Origin of the sequence: Acinetobacter sp. SwsAc5 (assembly GCF_013391485.1) — a bacterium.
Taxonomy (GTDB): Bacteria; Pseudomonadota; Gammaproteobacteria; order Pseudomonadales; family Moraxellaceae; genus Acinetobacter; species Acinetobacter towneri.
This window is the reverse complement of sequence record NZ_JACAXD010000003.1, coordinates 60,572-83,429: the sequence shown is the minus strand read 5'-3', so window position 1 is coordinate 83,429 and position 22,858 is coordinate 60,572. Positions and strand designations below refer to the sequence as shown.

General features: G+C 42.1%; 22 protein-coding genes and 1 riboswitch. Of the genes, 9 read left to right on the top strand and 13 right to left on the bottom strand.

Going from position 1 to position 22,858, the window contains the following annotated elements; genetic code table 11:
• Positions 1–7: 7 nt before the first annotated feature.
• From gspD to HYG89_RS02595, 11 genes are all read right to left on the bottom strand, one after another.
• Positions 8–2,263: a type II secretion system secretin GspD gene (gspD, locus tag HYG89_RS02645; protein ID WP_104852930.1), complete on the bottom strand. Its 2,256-nt coding sequence runs from the start codon at positions 2,261–2,263 to the stop codon at positions 8–10.
• A gap of 59 nt (positions 2,264–2,322) precedes the next feature.
• The gene (locus tag HYG89_RS02640; protein WP_104852929.1) at positions 2,323–3,162 is read right to left on the bottom strand and encodes a type II secretion system protein N; all 840 of its coding nucleotides are present in this window, start codon (positions 3,160–3,162) and stop codon (positions 2,323–2,325) included.
• On the bottom strand, positions 3,162–3,902 hold the full coding sequence (gspN, locus tag HYG89_RS02635) for a type II secretion system protein N (protein ID WP_178865960.1): 741 nt from the start codon (positions 3,900–3,902) through the stop codon (positions 3,162–3,164). Before gspN ends, HYG89_RS02640 begins: the two co-directional genes overlap by 1 nt.
• Before the next feature lie 162 nt (positions 3,903–4,064).
• On the bottom strand, positions 4,065–4,391 hold the full coding sequence (locus HYG89_RS02630) for an H-NS family nucleoid-associated regulatory protein (RefSeq protein ID WP_070155499.1): 327 nt from the start codon (positions 4,389–4,391) through the stop codon (positions 4,065–4,067).
• A gap of 145 nt (positions 4,392–4,536) precedes the next feature.
• Positions 4,537–4,968 (bottom strand): thioesterase family protein, encoded by a 432-nt coding sequence (locus HYG89_RS02625; RefSeq protein ID WP_096901909.1) that lies wholly within the window; start codon positions 4,966–4,968, stop codon positions 4,537–4,539.
• 9 nt (positions 4,969–4,977) lie between these two features.
• Positions 4,978–6,171: a heme biosynthesis protein HemY gene (locus tag HYG89_RS02620; protein ID WP_178865958.1), complete on the bottom strand. Its 1,194-nt coding sequence runs from the start codon at positions 6,169–6,171 to the stop codon at positions 4,978–4,980.
• A complete protein-coding gene (locus HYG89_RS02615; protein ID WP_004975747.1) occupies positions 6,172–7,008 on the bottom strand; it encodes a hypothetical protein in 837 nt (278 codons plus the stop codon).
• Positions 7,005–7,784 carry a uroporphyrinogen-III synthase gene (locus tag HYG89_RS02610; RefSeq protein WP_004975746.1) on the bottom strand — a complete coding sequence of 260 codons (780 nt, stop codon included), beginning with the start codon at positions 7,782–7,784 and terminating at the stop codon, positions 7,005–7,007. Before HYG89_RS02610 ends, HYG89_RS02615 begins: the two co-directional genes overlap by 4 nt.
• A 21-nt stretch (positions 7,785–7,805) precedes the next feature.
• Complete coding sequence (gene hemC, locus HYG89_RS02605) at positions 7,806–8,726, bottom strand: hydroxymethylbilane synthase (RefSeq protein WP_096901970.1); 921 nt, start codon at positions 8,724–8,726, stop codon at positions 7,806–7,808.
• A 122-nt stretch (positions 8,727–8,848) separates the two neighbouring features.
• Positions 8,849–9,589: a LytTR family DNA-binding domain-containing protein gene (locus HYG89_RS02600; RefSeq protein WP_004975743.1), complete on the bottom strand. Its 741-nt coding sequence runs from the start codon at positions 9,587–9,589 to the stop codon at positions 8,849–8,851.
• 70 nt (positions 9,590–9,659) lie between these two features.
• Positions 9,660–10,814, bottom strand: a complete 1,155-nt coding sequence (locus HYG89_RS02595) for a sensor histidine kinase (protein ID WP_178318317.1) — start codon at positions 10,812–10,814, stop codon at positions 9,660–9,662.
• Between HYG89_RS02595 and argH the strand changes: the two genes are divergently transcribed.
• Both argH and HYG89_RS02585 read left to right on the top strand, forming a co-directional pair.
• Complete coding sequence (gene argH / locus HYG89_RS02590) at positions 10,805–12,235, top strand: argininosuccinate lyase (protein WP_171458207.1); 1,431 nt, start codon at positions 10,805–10,807, stop codon at positions 12,233–12,235. The two genes, HYG89_RS02595 and argH, sit on opposite strands and share 10 nt — an antisense overlap.
• Positions 12,236–12,249: 14 nt before the next feature.
• Positions 12,250–12,522, top strand: coding sequence for an oxidative damage protection protein (locus HYG89_RS02585; RefSeq protein ID WP_004975738.1), 273 nt, complete (start codon positions 12,250–12,252; stop codon positions 12,520–12,522).
• A gap of 570 nt (positions 12,523–13,092) precedes the next feature.
• Here the strand turns inward: HYG89_RS02585 and phoU are convergent.
• Together phoU and HYG89_RS02575 are read right to left on the bottom strand one after the other, a co-directional pair.
• Entirely contained in the window at positions 13,093–13,815 is a 723-nt protein-coding gene (phoU, locus tag HYG89_RS02580) for a phosphate signaling complex protein PhoU (protein ID WP_004975736.1), read from the bottom strand.
• Positions 13,816–14,265: 450 nt separating this feature from the next.
• A complete protein-coding gene (locus HYG89_RS02575) occupies positions 14,266–15,603 on the bottom strand; it encodes a TolC family outer membrane protein (protein WP_178865956.1) in 1,338 nt (445 codons plus the stop codon).
• Positions 15,604–16,035: 432 nt separating this feature from the next.
• On the opposite strand from HYG89_RS02575, the gene HYG89_RS02570 reads away from it, so the two are divergent.
• From HYG89_RS02570 to HYG89_RS02540, 7 genes are all read left to right on the top strand, one after another.
• Positions 16,036–17,100 carry a hypothetical protein gene (locus HYG89_RS02570; RefSeq protein WP_104852921.1) on the top strand — a complete coding sequence of 355 codons (1,065 nt, stop codon included), beginning with the start codon at positions 16,036–16,038 and terminating at the stop codon, positions 17,098–17,100.
• 99 nt (positions 17,101–17,199) lie between these two features.
• Positions 17,200–17,347, top strand: a riboswitch (TPP riboswitch).
• A gap of 102 nt (positions 17,348–17,449) precedes the next feature.
• Complete coding sequence (thiC, locus tag HYG89_RS02565; protein ID WP_178865954.1) at positions 17,450–19,345, top strand: phosphomethylpyrimidine synthase ThiC; 1,896 nt, start codon at positions 17,450–17,452, stop codon at positions 19,343–19,345.
• A 77-nt stretch (positions 19,346–19,422) separates the two neighbouring features.
• Positions 19,423–20,043 (top strand): NUDIX domain-containing protein, encoded by a 621-nt coding sequence (locus tag HYG89_RS02560; RefSeq protein ID WP_178865952.1) that lies wholly within the window; start codon positions 19,423–19,425, stop codon positions 20,041–20,043.
• Between the two features lie 10 nt (positions 20,044–20,053).
• Complete coding sequence (gene cpdA, locus HYG89_RS02555) at positions 20,054–20,863, top strand: 3',5'-cyclic-AMP phosphodiesterase (RefSeq protein WP_178865950.1); 810 nt, start codon at positions 20,054–20,056, stop codon at positions 20,861–20,863.
• A 213-nt stretch (positions 20,864–21,076) separates the two neighbouring features.
• The gene (gene dksA, locus HYG89_RS02550) at positions 21,077–21,604 is read left to right on the top strand and encodes an RNA polymerase-binding protein DksA (protein ID WP_004975725.1); all 528 of its coding nucleotides are present in this window, start codon (positions 21,077–21,079) and stop codon (positions 21,602–21,604) included.
• Positions 21,605–21,606: 2 nt separating this feature from the next.
• A complete protein-coding gene (gene gluQRS / locus HYG89_RS02545; protein ID WP_178865948.1) occupies positions 21,607–22,539 on the top strand; it encodes a tRNA glutamyl-Q(34) synthetase GluQRS in 933 nt (310 codons plus the stop codon).
• 56 nt (positions 22,540–22,595) lie between these two features.
• Positions 22,596–22,856, top strand: a complete 261-nt coding sequence (locus HYG89_RS02540; RefSeq protein WP_168418384.1) for a zinc-ribbon domain-containing protein — start codon at positions 22,596–22,598, stop codon at positions 22,854–22,856.
• The last annotated feature ends 2 nt before the right edge of the window (positions 22,857–22,858 follow it).

Below are 22,858 nucleotides of genomic sequence, written 5' to 3'. Positions count from 1 at the left end.
GATACGATTAAGGTGTAGCGCGAATTGTGGTCGTAGTGACTGTATTTTTAGTTTTGCTGACTTCCTGCTGCGGCAAAACTACGTTTTGGCGCTGTACCGCAGGCTCAATCGCAACAGGGGTGCTCACCACCGTTGCTGTGCGGTTTGCAGACACTGCTGATGGTAAGGTTTGATAAGTTCCTGTTTGCGGCGCCACTCGAGATACAGGCAAACGCTGCTGATAAACATCGCTAACATTCTCAGGCAGTTTAGCAAAGCTACCATCGGCATCCATTGCCAACTGAAGGCTATACAATTGGCTATAACGCTGCTGCGAAATACGGCGAATATCCTGACTATCTCCCACAATGGTTGGGTGAATAAAAATCAATAAATTACGTTTTTGATTAGATTGACCATCGGAACGGAATAAACGCCCCAACCCTGGAATAGCACCCAAACCTGGCACAGCCTGACGACTATAAACCGAGTTATCAGAAATTAAGCCACCTAAGACAATGGTTTGTCCGTGCTCGGCCAAAATAGAAGTTTTAATTGCGCGTTTGCTGGTGACTAAATCCTGCGCCTGACCTTTATTGGCTTTGACATCTGACACTTCTTGTTCAACTTCCAAGCGTAGTGTTCCGCCTTCACCAATATGTGGCACGACTTTTAAAGTAACCCCGACATCTTTACGTTCAATAGTGGTATACGGATTTGCCACACCACCATTGGTAGATAATGAACCTGTTACAAAAGGAACGTTTTCACCAACCACAATATAGGCTTCTTCATTGTCCATGGTCACAATAGATGGCGTAGACAATAAATTGGATTTGGTTTTTTCCTTCAAGGCCTGAATCATCGCACCATATAGCTTGCGTGAACCATCACGACCTTCACGATAATCACCCAACACCAATGACGTACCTGCACCAATCGCACTGCCTGCGCCTGCTGCACCACCAGTTAAATAGCCTGCAGCAACATTTTTTAAACTTGCACCAATATTGTCAAAATTAATTAGACCGATACCGCTGCTTAAATCGCCCAATGCCCACTGCACACCCAATTGGTCGGCATCGGTACCTTCCACTTCTATAATAGCAGCTTCAATCAACACTTGTTGACGACGGGTATCTAGTTGCTGAATGGCCGATTCAATTTCACGCATCAACTGCGGATCGGCTTTGACCACCAAAGCATTTTGCGAGCCATCGGCAATAATACTGACACCATTACCATTAAAACTGGTGATGTTGTTTTGATTGTTGCTATTCGAGCTGCCACCCAAATTAATACTTGGGGTGGAAATAGTCGATGAATTACCTGTGTTGTTATTGGTGCTGCTTAAATTACTAGCACTGTTGTTGTTACTGTTGCTATTTGCATTAGAGCTGCTGCTCACCGCCTGTCCTGAAACCAGACCTTGCAATATTTCTGCTAAATTCTGTGCACTGGCATATTTCAAGCGAAAAACCTTCAAACCACCCAAACGATCTGCCGCAGGCACATCCATCATTTCAATCATTTGACGAATGCGTTTACGTGTTGCGGTATCGCCTTTGATGATAATACGATTGGTACGGTTGTCCGCCACAATACGCACACGCGAACCTTTAACATCTTTCGCTGCCCCTGTCGAACTCATCGACTCAAGCAAGCCAATGACTTCTTCAGCTTGACTGGATTGCAGGCTAATCGCTTCAATGTCATTTTGCCCCGTACCATCTAAATTACGGATAATGCTTTCTAACTGGTAAATATTACTGGCACGATCTGACACGATTAAGGCATTGGTGCCCCCTACCGCTGATAAGTGTGCAAATTGTGGCATGAGCGGACGTAAAGCAGGAATCAGGTCATTGGCATTGGTATTTTCTAGCCAAATCACTCGCGTTACAATTTGGTCACCACGCGCATTTTGACGACCATCATAGGGAATGCCTGAGCTTTTTACATTGCTGTCAGGTACAAGGCGAATGGTATTGCCTGATGGTATTGCCACCACACCATTCACATTCAATACGCCTAAAAACAGGTCATAGACTTCATTTTTATTCAGGGCTTTGTTGGAAATCACCGTGACATTGCCACGCACACGCGGATCGACTGCAAAGTTCTTGCCCGTAATATCGGCCACTTCATTAATAAATGCAGTCAAGTCCGCATCACGTAAATTAATTTTCCAAGTTTGCGCATGACTTGCAGTACTCACCATTGCAACAAGCGGTGCAGCAGCCAGTAATGCCCAAAATGGACGCTCATGATTCAATAAAGCCATAATCTACTGTGTTTCCTAACCCTAAATATGCCTCTGCATTGTTCAACATGCCGATTCATTTAAAAATTTTGTTGTATGGTCATCACCTGATCACCACGTTTTATTTCTAATTTCACCTGACCTTCACGACGCGCCTGTTCCAATAACTGTGCATCGTTTTGCCCTTGCCCAACACTCTGCCCATTTAAAGACAAAATACGGTCACCTGGTTGTAAGCCTAGTTTATTTCTTAACGCTGCGGGAGTCCGTGTGGTTACCTCATAACCGTTGCCTGTATTGGTCTCAACTCCCATTTCTTTTAAATATTGTTCACGGTCTTCCTGAATTCGCTGCACTGCTTGTCCAATTGCATTATTCGGTTGTGCAGGCGCTGTTGGGGCAACCATTGCGGGCGCATTGCCACTGGAAATCAATGGGGCAATGGGTTGATTTAAACCATTTTCGATCCCTTTAAACAATATCTCACGCGTGGCACCACTACTATGACGTAATATCACCCGATCCCAATACACTTCTGCCAATTGATACTGACTAGAGTCAATCACATCTCCCACACGGTAACGCTCAGCGACATCATTCACTTTAATTACGGCCGATGAGAACTGACTCGGTTGTCCGACAACAACACCTTGCAAAGTCATATTTAATTGATCGTCTACTGTAGCGGTACGCCCAGCCTCATGAAATAGTGCAAATGATGAAATATTTGGAATCTGTGGTTGCTGTGAGCCCAATTCTACCCGATCTACCTGCATAGCCTGCGGCGGTGCAAGCACCAGCCAAAATAAACTCGCCAGTTTCCAGCACAAATACAAAATGAGCAGGGTTAATAATACAGGCGCAACACGGTCTACTTGCTTCCAATCTAAGTTTGCCCAACGCTCTGAAAAATCACGCATCAAAAGCCTCCTTTCAGTAAAGGCTGACGGGTACTGATGACATAAGTATCTAGCCCTGCCTTACCTTCATAAGAAGCAATATTCATCAACAAACGTTGGGTGAGTTGCACATCCAGCATCAAATTCTGATCCAGTGCAATATTCACCATTTTCTGTTCACGTTGATCTCGAATATCGAAGATCAATTTACCATTTTCGTCAGACAAACTGCCTTTTAAAGCAGGAATATTCATACGATCTTGGCGCTGTGCAAAACGATACAGCAACTCACCCCCTGCCCACTGTATTTGTCCTTCTGACTTTGCAAAACCTTGTTGTTTTTTGAAATTTAAATGAACGTCTTTAAGTTGAATCGCATTGCTCGGCCATTGCCAGTCCACAACACTTTTTAAAGTCTCAGGCGCAATTTGACCTTCGAGTGATTGCAGTAAAATCGTGCCAAAACGATAAGCAACTATGCCTTCCAATTGTGTATTGCCGCTGTGCACTTCTACGTCGGCAGCAACACGCAATAGTACCAAATCTAAAGGGCGCGTATTCCAGTTTAAAGTGCCACGTAATTGTCCTTTTTGCCAGTCGGCTTGCCCCTGCCAAATGTTGCCACTGACATTATGTAAAGTCTGGTTGTTTTTATAAAATTTTGAAATCAACCACGCTGCAGGAATTTGTAATAACACAAAAATCAAAAATGCAATGAGGGCGAAAATCCACCACGTGATGTATTTGGGTTTCTTTATCATGCCACCACGACCAACCTTACTAATTTTTCTATGAATGACTTTTTATAACACTCACACATTATGCACACTTTTTCGGCGTCGCCAATTGATACAGATAAAAAAACCAAGCCGTATTGCTTGGTTTTTGAACTCTAAGTCAAATCAATGACAAATTGATGAAGCTTAGATTAGAAAATCTTCAAGTTTTGCGCCTTTTTCTAATTCAGCGACTAACCAGCGTGGTTTTTTACCACGACCAGTCCAAGTATCTGTAGGATTTGTTTTGCTACGATAACGTGGCGCTACTGTTTTACGCGGGCTTTTCTTACGCTTGCTTTCGCCAACTTCCAAAATCTGCTCAATGCTTAAACCCAAATTGTCTGCAATCGCTAAAATTTGATTATAGGCATCTTCAATTGCTTGATCTTTTTTCGTGGCAATTAATGCTTCCGCTTCAGCTTGTAAACGCTTTAACTGTTCTACAGACAAATTGCTAATATCAGGCATCATACTTACTCCAAAAACTATGCTTTTTATATTCAGTTATTAAATTAAGCAGATTCATTCTATTTTTATCAAACCGAAGCGTCAATAAAAAATCTACTACTCTACATATAAATAACAGTCGGACATATTATGAACTGATTATTAAGATTTAATCAAGAATATGCTGTACGGTTTTTTCTATTTTATGAATACCCGCGCGTACATTTTCAGGGATTAAGGTTTTTTGCATATTGACGCGATCTACACATACAATCACCGCATCTGCCTCTGCCACCACCATTTGCTGTGCTTCACTGTGGATTAAATAATGCATACGCATGGCACTATTACGCAATTCTTCTACCCGAACGCCAATTTTTAAAATATCAGGATAAACCACAGGACGTATATATTTGCACTGATTTGAGGCAATCACAGTCAAAACATCTTGCTGTAAAATTTTTAAATGGTCTAAATAATATAAACGCGCACTTTCAATATAACGGTAATAGATCACATTATTGACATGCCCAAAAGCATCCATATCTCCCCATGCAACACGCTGCTCAAAAACAATTGGATAATCTGCTAGTGTTAACACAACTCACCCTTAAATTTTAATTTCGACAAAATTAGAATTATTTTCAAAGATTAAATTTAACTGTTTTAATAATTCAGGCTGATCTTTTAAATTAGATTTAACTCTTAAATAACTCATTAATACGTGTTCAGGATATAAATCCAGTAATTGCTCGGCTTCTGAATAACGCGCTGTTGCTGTAAAAATATGCCATTTGGCAAAACTAAATACAGGTAATGCAGGGTATTTCTGTTCCCACAGATTTATTTGCTTTTCAATTTTGGCATAATCAGGTTGTTGTTTTAACAACTGCTGTTGGAACCATAAATAAAACACTTCCTGATTAAACTGTTCACTCAACATCTGTACCGCAAGACGTTCATGTTGTGCGGCCAAATCAGGCAGACGCGACAACAACTTCAACCACAACACCTGAATGGCATAAGACTGACTGAAAATCTGCTCACTTAAATCACTATAACGCTGCTGCAAAGCCTGTAAATTTTCTGCATCAGCCTGCTCAAATTGGGTTAATAACTCAGTCAGCCACTTTTGCTTGGTGTCTGCATCTAAATGCCCGTATTTGGTCGAACGTAAATAATGCCAAGGATATTGCGTGGCAAATTCGCCCCACAAGGCAATTAAACGTTTTTGATAAGCCGTTTTGACTTTAAATAACCACGGCGATAATTCGTGCTGATTCAAAAACTCTAAATGCGTCAAAGCTTGTTCAGGTTGTTGCTGCGCTAAATAAATTTCAATACGCTGTATTTCTGCCAACTCAAACGCCATGGCACTGCTTTGATTTAAGGCAGCCAACGCTTGCGGATATTGCTGTTGGATGGAGTGCATACGTGCTTCCATCACTCCTTTGAGCAAACCTGACTGGGCAAACACCTGTCGAATAAACTGGTGTTGATCTTCTGCAGCATCTAGCAACCAAATGACCGCCAATTGCTCATATGGATGCAGATTTTTAAAGTTAAATACTGTTTCAACCTTACGCTGTTCACGGCTAAAATAGCGCTTTAACAACAACCATAAAATTTGTAGCGAAACACTAATCGACAAGAAAAAGAACAACAACAACCAAATATTGGTTTGCAATTGCCATTCGCGCCAATACACATAAACATAGCCTGAACCATGCCCATAACTCAGTACGCTCAGCAAAGCGACCAGTACAATACTGACCACCACATAGGCGAGTAAAATCTGTTTCATTTATACCGCCCCCAATAAAGCACGTGTTTTTAAACTTGGCGTTGGAACGATATTTAAATTTTTAATTTTTTCTAATTGCTGAACCAATTGCTGTGCTTTCTGATCAGGCAATTGTTGTAATAACTGAATAATGTCATTCACTTCTTGTTGATATTGCACATATTGACCTTGTATAAAGATTTGTCGAGCCAGCAATAGACGCAATTGTGCTTCTTTTAAAATAATCTGGCGCTGCATCAACTGTGTCGCAGGTTGCTTGGCAGATTCAATACTCAGCCATTTTTGCCAAAAATAACGATCATCGACATCGGCAGGGTTCAGCTCAGGTTGTTGAGCTTGCTGTTTTAATTGTTGATCTAATTGCTGCAATAACTGACTTACTTGTTGATATTGCGCATCACGTGTTGTTATAAATTGTTGAATTTGTTTCTGATCTTGCTGAACAACTTGGTGCAAACTTTGTTTCAAAGCAGGAGCTAAAGCATATTCGTTTAACTCACGGTCTAAATGAGCTAGCTTTTCAGTCGCATAGTGAAACTGTTGTTGTTGTAAGGAGAATTCCACCAAGTCCAATTGCTGCGCCACCATATCTACTGGTTGAATCGCATCTTCTTGCTGCACAGCGCTGGATACTGCGGACTGTTCTGGCGCATCTTGGGTATAATTACGGCGCTGCAAAGCCACCAACTGATCATTTAAATTGGCATTGGTTTTTTCTGCAAGATGCAAACTTTGACTGAGTTGCTGTTGTTGCGCTGAAATTTGCATCACATCAAAACTTAATTTGACGATCCAGACCAAAGCGATCAACACCACTATCACAACCAGTTTTTTCATAGTTTTCCTTGCATGCGCATCATTTGCTGCAATATTAATTCTGTTTTTAAATGGGTCAACTTGAATACGTTATATTTTGTATGATGCTGCGTTTGATAATCGAGCAAAATTTTCTCTAAACGATCACCCAATACCCAATAATGACCTTTGTTCAGTAGATCGAAATCCCGCTGAATTAAGCTTAGCCAGTTTAACCAACTGGCTTCACTGCTGATCATCATGATAAATTCTGAAGATTGTATTAAACGTGCGCGTACTGCCTGCATTTTTTCAATAGAACTGGCAGGACACTCCCGCCGATACAATACAAAATTATGGATCTGCATCCCCTGATCAAGCAGTGTTTGCATCATAAATTGCCGTCCGCCCTCGCCACGCCAAAAGGCAATGTGTGTGCCGACTTTCAAATTTTGCAAACACGGCAAACTCAGCATCCCTTCGGAAGTTTCAACCTGCGGGACTTCGCTGTAAAGACCATATCCACGTAAAACTTCTGCTGTTTTCTCACCCACAGCCACCCAACGTATATGCTGCAAATCCTGCAATGATATTTGGCTTCGGGCTAAATATTGCATCCCAATATCGACAGCAGTCGGACTAACCACCACAATAATATGCGTGTGAGGCAACTGGGCATATAAATTAGCCAGTTGCTCCGACCACGGCTGTGCAGAAAGCTGCAACAAGGGCAAATCAATGACCTCAATATGCTGTTGTTGCAAAGCCTGAGTTAAGGCCTCTGCACGATCTTGAGGTCGGGTATTAATGAAGAGCATGGGCTTCTGGTGCAATATGAATTATTGATACAGGGCTTTGAGTAATTCGCCCGCACCCTGTGCCAATAAAGCTTTTGCCAATTCTTCACCTAGCATTTCAGCCTGTTCAGGTGCGCCAAATTGCACAGCTTTAAGAATGGTTTGCCCATCGACACTACCAACACGACCTTCAATCTGCAACTGACCATTCTGCAAAGTTGCGTAGCCTGCAATTGGCACCTGACAACCGCCTTCCAAGTAGGCATTAAAAGCACGTTCGGCACGTACACAGACATTGGTTTCGGCATGCATTAACGGCAAAATTAAATCCAACACCGCCTGATCTTGGCTACGACATTCCAGACCCAAAGCCCCTTGCCCAACGGCAGGTAAGCTCACATCAGGCTGAATGGTATGACGAATACGCTCTGCCAAGCCCAAACGCTTTAATCCTGCACTGGCTAAAATAATCGCGTCATACTGACCATCATCTAGCTTAGACAAGCGCGTACCCACATTGCCACGTAAATCAATAATCTCCAAATCTGGACGTGCTTTTAAAATTTGGCATTTACGGCGCAAGCTTGAGGTTCCAACTTTAGCGCCCTGTGGTAAATCTGCAAAACTGGCATAGTGATTCGACACAAAGGCATCGAGTGGGTCTTCACGCTCACAAATGACCGCCAAGCTCAGACCTTCAGGCAATGCCATGGGTACATCTTTCATAGAATGTACGGCTAAATCGGCACGCCCATCCATTAAAGCGGCTTCTAATTCTTTGACAAATAAGCCCTTCCCCCCAATTTTTGCCAATGGGGTATCTAAAATTTTATCGCCCTGTGTGACAAAGGTCACCAACTCAACAGTTAAATCGGCATGCATCGCCTCTAAACGGGCACGAATGTGTTCAGCCTGCCATAACGCAAGCGGGCTTTGTCGAGTTGCAATTTTCAGGGTTTTCATCATAGTGGCTAAGCAAGATAAATAAGTTCATCTAAACTTAACCTGATCCCCTAAAAATGCAAGTCTATTTCTTTGCCGATTTATCAATCTGTTGCGTATTCATCTGCGATGAGGCTGATCAATTAGAGTTTTTGGATGCGTTCTCGCAATAAAGGCAAATGTCGTCGACTAACAGCCAAACGCTCATCTAGCTCGCGGCAACGTACCTGATACTGTCCTGAATTGACCACTTCTAGCCCCTCCAAAAACTGAATCGAGACCAAGGCATTTCGGTGAATCCGAATAAACTGATCACCAAATTCGGTTTCTAAATCTTTCAGCGTTTCATCAATCAAGACACTGCCATTTTTATGACGCACCGTGACATATTTCTGATCGGCTAAAAAATAATAGATATTTTCTATAGGCACCAACTCTACACCACGATAAGTTTTCGCAGCAATTTGGTGACGTTTTATTTTTAATTCGTCCATATTTTCTTTTTGTTTTAAATGACTCATCTGCGCTTGCGTGAGTTTTGTTAAATGATCTAAAACCTGTTGCAATTCCTGTTGCATAATAGGTTTTAACAAATAGCCTTCCGCATTGGACTTAAATGCCTCGAGTGCATGTTCATCGTAGGCGGTACAAAACACAATGGCTGGCATTGGGTCAAGCTCACGCAAATGTTGAGCGCAACTTAAACCATCCATTCCCGGCATTTGAATATCTAATAATATGACATCCGGCTGATGTTCATCTGCCAGTTCAATCGCCTGTTGCCCATGAGCTGCCGTTGCCACCACATGATGCCCCAATTGAGTGACCAAACGTGATAATCGCTCTCTTGCCAGAGGCTCATCATCACAAATTAGGATGTCCATTTCCCCTCCTTTTCAGTTGAATACTTTATTTTTATCAAGTTAAGAAAAATCAGAACAATCACAAGTTTTTTTATTTATAGCGATATTGCAACACCGTCGTGTACATACCATTCCCCGCATAACTTTGAAAAGCGACACTGCGCCCATAATAAGCCTGTAAACGCTGTTTCACGTTTTGTAGCGCGATACCGTGTCCTTGTCTTAAATTTATTTTATCGCTGACATACGGATTTGTAATGACAATATTGACTTGGTTTTGCAATATTTCGATCAATATACTTATCGTACTCTTTGCTAAAACTTTTTCAACTCCATGAAAAATACTATTTTCTAACAAGGGTTGTAAAGTTAATAAGGGTATTTGTACCTGACTGAGCAGTTGCGGTTGTTCAATTTTCCATTCCACGGTCAGACGCTCGCCTAAACGAATTTGTTCTATGTCTAAATATCGCTGGCAAAGTTCGATCTCATCTTTCAGGCTAACCAGTTTTAATTCTTGCAAACTGGCACGAAATAAACGCGACAAATTGAGCAACATTTGCTCGGCTTTATCGGGATCTATGGCAATGAGACTAATCACATTATTGAGGCTGTTGAATAAAAAATGTGGGTGAATACGCGCCTGCATGGCATGTACCCGCGCTTGTAATTCACTATGCCGTTGCTGAATCGCCTGTTCACGTACATAAATATAACGAAAGCAAAATGCGCCCAATAACACGCCATAACTCAAATGCAGTCCAACGCCATGTAACAGATCATCTATACCAAATTGCTGTAGATGAAAGTTTTGCCCAAAATGCAACAAGGTATTTAAACTGAGTGTGGTCAGCAACACGATGCCTTGCAGCAGCAAAAAACTGACCAAAAAAGATAAACTCAAGCCCATGCGTAAAAAACGCGCCTGAAAAAACTCCACCAAGGCCGCAAAACACAACACCACCCAATTAATATAGAGCACGTATTGCAGCACCCGAGCAAAACTTAAGCCATGCCAGCCTTGTGCTTCAGCCAATGCCAAGACCATTGCCAAAGCATTACTGCCAATAAATAATTCAATTAGATATTGCCAACGCCCTATTTTCGTAAAAAAATACAGCTCATGTTGCTCTGCCTGCGTATCAGCATAAGTTTGATTGGCTTGTTCTTCGGCAAGTGAATCTGAATTTGTTATACTCTTGTCCAAATCACCGCTTTTTACTTTATTGAGCCGATATGACCACATCTTCTAATTCCTCAAATCCGTCACAAGCCCAAACTTCGGGTATGTGGGGCGGTCGTTTCTCTGAAGCGACTGATGCTTTTGTTGCTGAATTTACAGCATCTGTTCAATTTGACCAACGCTTTTATAAACAAGATATTGCTGGCTCAATTGCACATGCAACGATGCTTGCCAAAGTAGGCGTACTTACGACTGAAGAGCGTGACGATATTATCCAAGGTTTAAATACCATTCAGGCTGAAATTGAAGCAGGTCAATTTGAATGGCGTATTGACCTTGAAGATGTTCACATGAACATCGAATCACGCCTTACTCAGCGTATTGGTATTACAGGTAAAAAATTACATACAGGTCGTAGCCGTAACGACCAAGTAGCAACCGATATTCGTTTGTATGTCCGTGACGAAATTGATGCCATTTTAGAATTATTAAAAAAATTACAACACGGCATTTTGAGCTTGGCAGCCAAAAACACGCATACCATTATGCCTGGTTTTACCCATTTGCAAACCGCACAGCCTGTGACTTTTGGTCATCACCTTATGGCATGGTTCGAAATGTTGGTACGTGACTCTGAGCGTTTAATTGACTGCCGCAAACGTGTTAATCGTATGCCTTTGGGTTCTGCTGCTTTGGCAGGTACCACTTACCCAATTGACCGTGCTTTTACCGCAGAATTGTTGGGCTTTGAAGCTGTATCTGAAAACTCGTTAGATGCTGTATCAGACCGTGATTTCGGGATTGAGTTTAACGCTGCTGCATCTTTAATTATGATGCACTTGTCGCGTATGTCTGAAGAACTGATTTTATGGACATCGGCACAGTTCAAATTTGTGAATATTCCAGACCGTTTCTGCACTGGCTCATCCATTATGCCGCAGAAGAAAAACCCAGACGTACCAGAATTGGTGCGCGGTAAAACAGGTCGTGTTTATGGCGATTTAATGAGTCTGTTGACCCTGATGAAAGGTCAACCGCTTGCCTACAACAAAGACAACCAAGAAGACAAAGAACCTTTGTTTGATGCCATTGATACCGTGCGCGGCTCGCTCATGGCATTTGCCGATATGATTCCTGCTTTAGTACCAAACATTGCAGAAATGCGTGAAGCTGCATTACGTGGTTTCTCTACGGCAACTGACCTTGCAGATTACTTAGTAAAAAATGGCGTGGCATTCCGCGATGCACATGAAATTGTAGGTAAAGCCGTAGCATTGGGCGTACAAGAAGGCAAAGACTTGTCTGAACTTAGCCTAGAACAATTACAGCAATTCTCAGATTTAATTCAAGCTGATGTATTTGAAAAAGCACTGACCCTTGAAGCCTCTGTAAATGCACGTGATCATATTGGCGGTACAGCGCCTGCACAAGTTGCAGCGGCAATTGAACGTGCTCAAACACGTCTTGCTCAACTTTATGCATAATCAGGAAGTGAGAGATGTCTAAACAAGTATTTTGTCGTAAATATCAAACCGACATGGAAGCGATGGATTTCGCTCCTTTTCCGGGTGCCAAAGGTCAAGAATTACTTGAAACGGTATCTAAACAGGCTTGGCAGGAATGGCTCAAACACCAAACTACGCTCATTAATGAAAAGCGTTTAAATGTGTTTGAACCTGAAGCGAAAAAGTTTTTGGAAGAACAACGTGAGAAGTTTCTCAACAATGATGCCAGTTTGGAAGTCGCAGAAGGCTTAAAACCTCAAAACTAATCCAAGTACTGTTTTTTCATTTTGGAAAATTCAAACCTTGTTTATTTTACAATTAAAAGAGTCTTTATGAAGGCTCTTTTTTTATGCCATTTGTGATTATGAGTTGCCGCAACAATGTTTTAAATAAATGAAAATAGATTCAAAAAATTAAGCTAATTTCCTATTTTTATTTTTCGACTGAAGTCATATAACTCATAGTCACAGTAAAGCACTCAAAAATATATTAATTATTGATTTTAAAGACAATAGTTTTAAAAATAATCACACTAAAAATAATGTAATTTAAAAATACATTTGTATATAAAACGCTACATTCCACTACAATAAACCACATGATTCTTGAGTGTGATTTTCCTATACTTATTTTCAAGGAGATAAGCAATTATCTCTCACTATAATAAATATCCCCGATTTCAATCTCAGATTTCCCCCAAAGTCTGAGATTTTTTTTATCCAAAATTCAGGTTATTTCAAAATCTTAAAGATCAGCAAAAATCAAAAAGACTCATTCAAGCCATAAAAAAAAGCCCCATCATTAGATGAGGCTGAATATTCAAAAAAAAGCTGAACTTAGCGTTCCTGTACTTTTTCTTCAATTTCTTTGACGCTGGTATGACGTACGTCAAAACCTTTGACCATATAAATCACTTGTTCTGAAATATTTCGTGCGTGGTCACCAATACGCTCTAATGAACGTAACACCCACATCACATTAATCACACGTGAAATATGACGCGGATCTTCAATCATATACGTCATTAGAGTACGTGTTGCAGATTGATATTCACGGTCAATATCGGCATCGGCAAGTAAAACACGCAGTGCTTGATCGACATCTAAACGTGCAAAAGCATCCAGTGCATCGTGAATCATGACACGCACTTGGTTACCAATATGACGTGTTTCCATATAGCCGCGTGGCGAACCACCTTCTTCACATAAGTTTTGGGCAATACGGGCAATTTTTGCAGCTTCATCACCAATACGCTCTAAGTCAGTATTGGCTTTAGACATGGCAATCACCATACGCAAATCAATTGCGGCTGGATGACGACGCGCCAAAATCAACGTTAAGGCTTCATCAATTTCGGTTTCCATGCGATTGACAACATTGTCTTGGAATTGAACTTCTACCGCCAAGGCTGCATCGGTATCCAAGAGTGCGTGAATCGAGTTGGCAACCTGCTGCTCTACCAAACCACCCATGGCCATAAATTTGGTATTTACATCCTGCAAATCTTCATTGAACTGAGAAGAAATATGGTGACTTAACACAGGATTATTCGTACTCAAGGAATACACTCCACAACAAAAGGATAGACTGACGCAATGATTGAATATTAAAGCACAGCAATGATGACGTTTTTATGACATTTTCTCACCAAACTCTCAAGTCTGATCGTTTCTGTCTTTAAACAGCATAAGCCATTCAGATGACAAAATGACTTGGGTCTGTTGACATTTCGTCTATGTTTGCGGCAACGCATATTTTTTAGCTGATATAAGGCATGGGACAGGAAATTTAGTCATTCTAAATGACTGACTCATAAAGCAATAGTAGCAAAAATATGCTCGCCCCCTTGCGCAGCAAACAAAGCAACGCTTTGTTCTTGCTCATGTGGCTAAAACTTTCTCAGATTGCGTTATGAAACTTGGCAATAGTCTCGCTATTCCCTGCGTTTCATGCCTGATCTGCTCAGTTTTAGCCTACAGCGCAAGCCATTTATGAAATGTCAACAGACCCTATATGGCTTTCCGAATCAACCAAGCATTCATTTCCTGCACATCTTGTTCAGTCAATTGCCCAACGGCTGCTTTCAACTGTAACACATGCTTCAAATAGTCATACTGTGCATTGAGATAATCCTGCTTGGCAGAAAAGGCGTTACGCTGTGCCAACAGTACATCCACCATGGTTTTTAAACCTTCCTGATATTGCGCTTTGGATGCTCGTGCCACTAAATCTGCTGAATTCATTGCAGCCTGTCGCGCCTGCAATTTGGCTTGATCAGTTTCGACTTGTAAATATGCCTGTTTCACATCGGTATTGGCTTTACGGATTGCTGCATCTAGCTCGGCTTCAGATTTTTGTACCAAAACCACTGCTTTTTGCACATTTTTATTGACCCGCCCACCGCTAAACACATTCCAGTTCATTTCAATCCCGACCTGGTCGAACTGACCATCGGGCGACATGATACTTTCAGGGCTTTGTTTGGCATAACCATAACTGCCCACAGCTTCTACCTGCGGATAACGTGCTGCTTGTTCAACCCGACGTGCATCTTCGGCATATTGTCGCTGCAAACGTGCCTGTTGAATAGCCAAATTTTGAGTTTGTGCCAATTGCGACCATGCCTCTAAACTTTCAGGCACAGTTTTTTGAAATTGAAAGTCATCTCGCAAAACTGCCAAACTTTCTTGATATGGCCCAATCAATTGTGCCAACTGCTCTTGTGCCAAAACCAACTGCACATGTGTTCCAATCCTGTTCGCTCGTGCATTTTGATATTGCGCATTGGCTTCACTGACTTCACTTTTAGCCACCAAACCTTCACGCAGTTTGGCATTCATCATATTGAGCTGTTCCAACAAAGCTTTTTCTTCTTGTAAATATGCTGTTGTTAAAGACTGCTGTCTCAGCACATTAAAATACGCTTCTGATACATTCAAAATATGTTGCTGTTGTTGTAAACGTAAGGTGACTTCACTCAGGCTTAACGAGGTTTTGACTTGTTTCAGGGCTTGCCAAGCATCCCAACGAAATAAAGGCTGACGTGCTGTTAACGCGACTTGACGTGAAGTTGAAGATGAACTGCTTAAAAGCTCTGGCGAGGAACTGGCAATATTGACTCGACTCATTTCCTGACTTTTACGGGTGATATTGCCCGACAGAGTCACAGTTGGCAGTAAATTGCCTTGCGCAAGCCCTAAATTTAATTGATCGGCCTGATATTGTAATTGCTGTGCGCGCCAAGTCGGATCGCTATTTTGAGCACGCTGATAGGCTTGCATTAAATCCAAAGCAAAAGCGCTTGAACTCATCCAACATAAGCATGTCACTAACATCATTTTTTTCATTATTTTTCGATCAACCCACTCTGTAATTTCGTCAATCCTACTGCAATGTATTTTTACACCGCCCATACTAAAGCGAATTTGCATTTTTTTCGTATGATTTTCATTAATTTTGATAATTTTTCATATTATTTCAATTCATTGCAATAATTAAGCAAAGCCATACACGTGCTAACAATCGCTGCATAAAGTGGTACTTACTCACAGGCATGTAACCAAACTCTAGTAGAATACTACAATTTACTCCGTGGCTTTGACTTTACAATGCAAGCTCTCCCCTCGTCCTTCGACCCAAGCTTCTAAAACCGTGTGCCTCACAGCGGATATTTTAAATTTAGAATTTTGGTATGAATGACTCATTTTGAATTTTTGGAATCCATAGTGCCTAAATGAAGGCACTAGATGATGAATGAATACTCATGTTGAATTGCTGTAATGGTTAAATTTCTTCGCGCCAGTAAACTTGCCCTACTGCTTGGCAGTTGTCTGTATTTGCTCGCCTGCCAAAATTCAGATACACCTCCCGTAGCTGAACCACCAAAGGTACAGGCCAGTGCCAGCGAGCCTGTGGATTTGACCCAAATGTGTGAAAATATTCAGCACAATATGCAGCAAATTGACAATACCCGCACCACGTTTGCGCTAGAACAAATTAATCAGGATTTAAAAGTCTGCCTACCCTTGCTGCCTTTGAATGAACAATTAAATTTGCTCAATCTTTCGACCCAAATGTATCAACGCTTTTTGCATGTAGAACGCAGCGCTGCAGAACAAGCTGCCTTTGACCAACACGCTTTTGATATGGCACAGCATCCGACCATTCAGCAAAGTCATTTTGAAAACTTTGCCTTGCGTGATCAATATTTATTGAAACATAAGGGACAAGCCTATTTAGAGCTATACGATGCAGGTGAAGCACAGTTGGTTTATCGTCGAAGCCCGCAATACTTAGCCATTATTTTTGCGCCTTACATGCCCGATGCCGAGCAAATTTTTATTGAAAGAATGGCCAATGACAATATGCAGCACAGCCTGCGTGATGGTGGACTCACCCTTGATGCTGCCGATTTGACTGAACGCGCCTTATTTTGGGAAGATTACGTGCAGCGTTATCCTAAAAGTCACTTTATACGGGATGCACGTTATCTAGCCGAAGTGTATGCCTTGCTGCTGTTTAAAGGCACAGTCAACAGTCCTGTTTCTCAGGATTATGTCGATGAATACAGTATCCAACCTGCCGTATTATTTGAAATTAAAAAACTGGCAAAGTTGCAAAAATCTCCCTTAGCACAGCAAGCGCGTAAATTCCTTGCCTTTTTACACATGAGCAGTGAACAACGACTCACTGAAATTGCAGCACAGCCCACTGCACGTGAACAGCGTGAATATGGCGATGATGCTTTAGTACATGCACAGTTGCATCAATATTTAAATTTAAAGAACATCTCCATCCATGCAAAACGCGATTGTTTTAGTGATGCCGTTTGTATTACTCGCTAATTATCCAAAGTCGCTTAAAGCTCAAATACTTGTCATTAGGCATCAAAGAATAAAAGCCGCGCGAAGCCTGCTTTTATACCAACAACGTGCTACTATTTATACAGCTTGACGGAGCGCGAGTAATTCCTCGCTGAGATTGTGTCCATTCTTTGTTGTTTGCCCAAAGGTCTGCAACACAGATTTAAACCCAAGTACCGTTGAACCTGATCAGGTTAAAACCTGCGTAGGAATCAAGCCACCTAAAAACCCCGCCACACGGTTAATGTTGAACTATTAAAGTTTCAACAACTCAATTGCAATGTTTTTGGTCGTGCTTGATTCGTTGATTTCATTCTTCAGGATCATTGCAATGAACCAATTAACGAATCTATCCCCTGCTGATATTTCTGCTCAACACGAGCAAGATGCCAAAGATTTAACCCGCATTTTACCTGCATCGAAAAAAGTCTATATCCAAGGCTCACGCCCAGACATTCAAGTGCCAATGCGTGAAATTGAATTGACCGACACCCCAACAGGTTTGGGTGGTGAACACAATCCACCTATCATGGTATATGACACTTCAGGTGTATATACCGATCCAAATGTTGAAATTGACTTAAACAAAGGCTTGCCAAACATTCGTGACAGCTGGATTGAAGAACGTCAAGACACCGAAAAACTAGAAACCCTCAGCTCAGCCTTTGGTCAAGAACGCTTACGTGACATTCGCACCGCTGAAATTCGTTTTGCGCACATTCAAAAGCCACGTCGTGCCAAAGCGGGCAAAAACGTCACCCAAATGCACTATGCAAAACAAGGCATCATCACCCCAGAAATGGAATATATCGCGATTCGTGAAAACCAGCGTCAGCGAGAAGGGGTTGATATGCGTCAGCACCCAGGTCAAAACTTCGGGGCTAAAAATCTGACTGAAATCACGCCTGAATTTGTACGTCAGGAAGTGGCTGAAGGCCGTGCAATTATCCCTGCCAACATTAACCACCCAGAATGTGAACCAATGATTATTGGTCGTAACTTCTTGGTGAAAATCAATGCCAATATTGGTAACTCGGCACTGGGTTCCAGTATTGATGAAGAAGTTGCGAAAATGACTTGGGCAACCCGCTGGGGGGCAGACACCATCATGGACTTATCGACAGGTAAGAACATCCATGAAACCCGTGAATGGATTATCCGTAACTCACCTGTGCCAATTGGTACTGTTCCTATTTATCAGGCCTTAGAAAAAGTCAATGGCATTGCCGAAGACCTGACTTGGGAAATTTTTAAAGACACCCTGATTGAACAGGCAGAGCAAGGGGTGGATTACTTCACCATTCACGCAGGGGTGTTGTTGCGTTATGTACCCCTCACGGCTAACCGCTTAACAGGCATTGTGTCACGTGGTGGTTCAATCATGGCTCAGTGGTGTTTGGCACACCACGAAGAAAACTTCCTGTACACACATTTTGATGAAATCTGTGAAATCATGAAGGCTTATGACGTATCGTTCAGCTTGGGTGATGGTTTACGTCCAGGTTGTATTCAAGATGCCAACGATGAAGCACAGTTTAGTGAGCTGCGTACTTTGGGCGAATTGACCCACCGTGCTTGGGAACATGATGTGCAAGTGATGATTGAAGGCCCAGGACACGTGCCAATGCACATGGTCAAAGAAAATATGGACTTGCAACTTGAGGTCTGTAAAGAAGCACCATTCTATACACTTGGCCCATTAACCACTGATATTGCTCCAGGCTACGACCACATTACCTCTGCCATTGGTGCAGCGATGATTGGCTGGTACGGTACAGCAATGCTGTGCTATGTGACACCAAAAGAGCATTTGGGCTTACCAAACAAAAAAGACGTCAAAGACGGCATCATCACCTATAAGATTGCAGCCCACGCGGCTGACCTTGCCAAAGGTCACCCAGGTGCACAAGCCCGTGACAATGCGCTGTCTAAAGCACGTTTTGAATTCCGCTGGGAAGATCAGTTCAACCTGAGCCTTGACCCAGACACCGCACGCAGCATGCATGATGAAACCATGCCAAAAGAAGCGCATAAGTCTGCACACTTCTGTTCAATGTGCGGACCAAAGTTCTGCTCCATGAAAATCACCCAAAATGTGAGAGATTATGCACAAAATCAAAATGCTGCGAACAAAACAGAGCAAGTAGATACAGAGGTAGAATCAGGTCTCAAAGCCATGAAAACCGCTTATCAGGAACATGGTCAAAAATTGTACCATAAGCTATAAATTGTTTAAAAAGCGTTTGTATTCAATCAAATCTCAGTTAGGATGAAATCATGCTTTGCTCATCCTGATGAGAGTTTATGAAGATTATTCAACAAGCAACTTATGGTCAACACGATGCACAGATTCACCAGCGTGAATACCTGTATCGCGGGTTTATTCAGGTTGAGAAAGTCAGCCTGAGCCATCGCTTGTTTAATCAAACCACCTATACCCCAGTCCTTCAGCGTGAACTTATTCAGCGCCCTGAAGCGGCTGGGGTACTCATTTATGATGCCGCACAACAAAAATTTGCACTGATTGAACAGTTCCGCATTGGTGCAATTGACGACAGCGACTCGCCTTGGCAATTGGAAGTGATTGCAGGGGTACTAGATGGCAATGAATCGCCTGAAAGCTGCATTCGTCGTGAAGCCTTAGAAGAGTCAGGCTGTAAGCTGCAACAACTACAACATTTATTCAGTTTTTACCCTTCTGCAGGGGCATGTGCAGAGTTGTTCCACTTATATAGTGCGAATACCACGCTACCACAGGAAGGTGGCGTTTTTGGAATGCCAGATGAGGGAGAAAACATCCAATTACATATTATTGATTATCAGGACATTCCTGACTTACTGACCAATGGTCGGCTAAAGAACGCACCTGTCATTATGGCATTGCAATGGTTACAACAACAGATTAAAACCGTAAAGGATGTCTAAGGGGTCAGGCATGACTTTATTCCCAAATACACACCAGCCAGAGCGCTGGACCATTGTACAAATTTCAGATACACATCTCATGGATCAGGATGATTTAGAGTTTGTACACATGAATCCTGAACACAGTTTTCATGCGGTCATGCAGGATATTACACAACAATACCCGCAGGCCGATGCAATTTTTCATACCGGCGATTTAGCACAAGTGCCTGTCGCAGCGACATATCAGCGCTATTTAAAATTTATGCAGGCGTTAAATATTCCGCATTATCAAATTCCTGGCAATCATGATGATGCCGAGGTATTCCCTTTTTATCTGCAATGCAATCAGGTCCATGCGATTGAACTGGGTAACTGGTGCGTGATCTTGCTGAATACAGCCGTCAAAAACCGTGTCGACGGCTGGATGGATGCAGCACAGTTACAACAATTAGATCAGGTTCTGCAACAACATGCGCATCAGCATGTGATCATTGCCTGTCATCATCATCCTTTTGATATGCATTCACACTGGATTGATCAGCACAAGTTAAAAAATACTGAAGAATTAATTGATGTATTGGCGCGGCACAGTCACGTCAAACTGGTGCTGTGTGGTCATGTGCATCAGGACTCACTCAATGAATGGCAAGGGATTCAGTTTTACTCAACCCCATCGACCTGCGTGCAGTTCAAACCACACAGCCAACACTTTGCTTTAGGTACAGAAGCCCCGGGTTACCGTGTGTTACATTTGAATGCAGATGGCAGTTTTCGCACTCAGGTGCATCGGGTTGAGCATATCGTGCAACAAATAAATTTTGAAATTTCAGGTTATTAACTTTTCATTTTATTTCTTTTGCTTTACTTTATGCCTTCAACGAAAAAATGCGATAACACATCCAAACATCAAAGACTATCCATAATCAAAAAAAGTCTATATGATGACGTCCCCCGAAGATCGAATATTGTTCTTTGGGAGTGGATAAAAACACTTGCATATCACCATATTTTTCGCGTACCAATCGTACGCATATGATGAGGAATGCCCTACATGGCGAATGACAACCAAAATCAAGTCTTGGACGAACAAACAGATCTTGTAGAAGAAAAAGCTACAAAACGCGTGCGTAAGGCAAAGCCAAAGGCTTTAGAGGGCGGTTCTACAGCTAGCTTATTTGGTATTGCACCTTATCAGCCTAAAAAAAATGAAGAATACATGTCTGAAGGACAACTCGAGCATTTCCGTCAAATTCTTATGGCGTGGAAAGAAGAGTTAATGTCAGAAGTTGACCGCACTTTAAACACCATGCAAGACGAAAATACAGCCTTGCCAGATGTAAACGACCGTGCGACTCAAGAAGAAGAGTTTGCAATTGAATTGCGTACTCGTGACCGTGAACGTAAATTGATTCGTAAAATTGAACAATCTATTGAAGCGATTAAAAACGATGACTATGGTTTCTGTGAAACTTGCGGTATCGAAATCGGTTTACGTCGTTTAGAAGCGCGTCCAACTGCAACGTTATGTATTGATTGCAAAACTTTGGCAGAGATCAAAGAGAAGCAAAACAACGGTTAATCGTGACTGTTGAGAATTTCCTAGCCGAACACAGTTCGGAGCTTGAGCAGCAGCGAAACGATGTTTCGCTCACTCGCTACACAGGTCGGTTTGCGCCATCGCCAACCGGCCCTTTGCATTTTGGCTCACTCATTACAGCAGTAGCCAGTTATTGTGATGCCAAAGCTCAGCACGGCAAATGGCTCGTCCGCATTGAAGATACCGATATTCCTCGCATCTACCCAGGTAGTGAAAGCCATATCTTGCGCTGCATAGATGCTTTTCAATTTGAACCTGATGCTGAAATTATTTTCCAGAAAGATCATCTTGAGCTTTATGAAGCCGTATTGCAACAGTTACAGCAACAAAATTTAGTCTATGCCTGTCAATGCACCCGCAAAATGCTTGGCTCTAATCATATTTATGCAGGGACCTGCCGCAATCTAGGGCTAGATTTTGTAGAACAAGCCATTCGCGTCAAAGTGAACGATCAGGACATCTGCTTTCAAGACCGTTTACAAGGTCAACAATGTTCCAACCTAGCGCAGGACTTGGGAGATTTTGTATTGAAACGGCGCGATGGCATTATCAACTATCAATTGGCGGTAGTGGTGGATGACTATTTGCAAGGCATCACGCATGTAGTTCGTGGGGCAGATTTGCTGGACAACACTGCACGACAAATTTATTTGGGGCAATTGTTAGGCTATCCACGCCTTAATTATATGCACTTGCCTTTGGCCATGAATGCGCAAGGACAGAAACTGTCTAAACAAAACCTTGCTCAGGCTTTAGACTCAACCCAAGCCCCACAATTGCTTCAGGCTGCGTTTACTGCGCTAAATCAGCCCCCTATTGTCCTCGACACGCCAGCACGTATGTTGCAGCAAGGCATTCAACAATGGGATGTATCTCGTATTCCTGTAGGTACTACGTTACACGGTTGCTACTTATAAAATTCCAGATTCGTTTATGCTCAAAGTCACATTCGCAGATTTAGGCAGAAGCATCTATGTTTTTTATTTTTGGTGTAGGGCCGAAAACCAAAGTCGTGGAAAGCAATCAGTTTACTTGTCCTGTTTGTCGTACCCACAGCAGATATGAATTAAGACAACGGCGGCAATATTTTTCTTTATTTTTTATTCCGCTTTTTCCTGTGTCGAAACAGCAGAATGCTACGGTGAAGTGTTTACATTGTGGAACTGAAATGCCAAGCATGGTGCTAAACCATGCTCAGCCGAATTCTGCTAAAGAGATGAATCTAGAAGCTTAAGA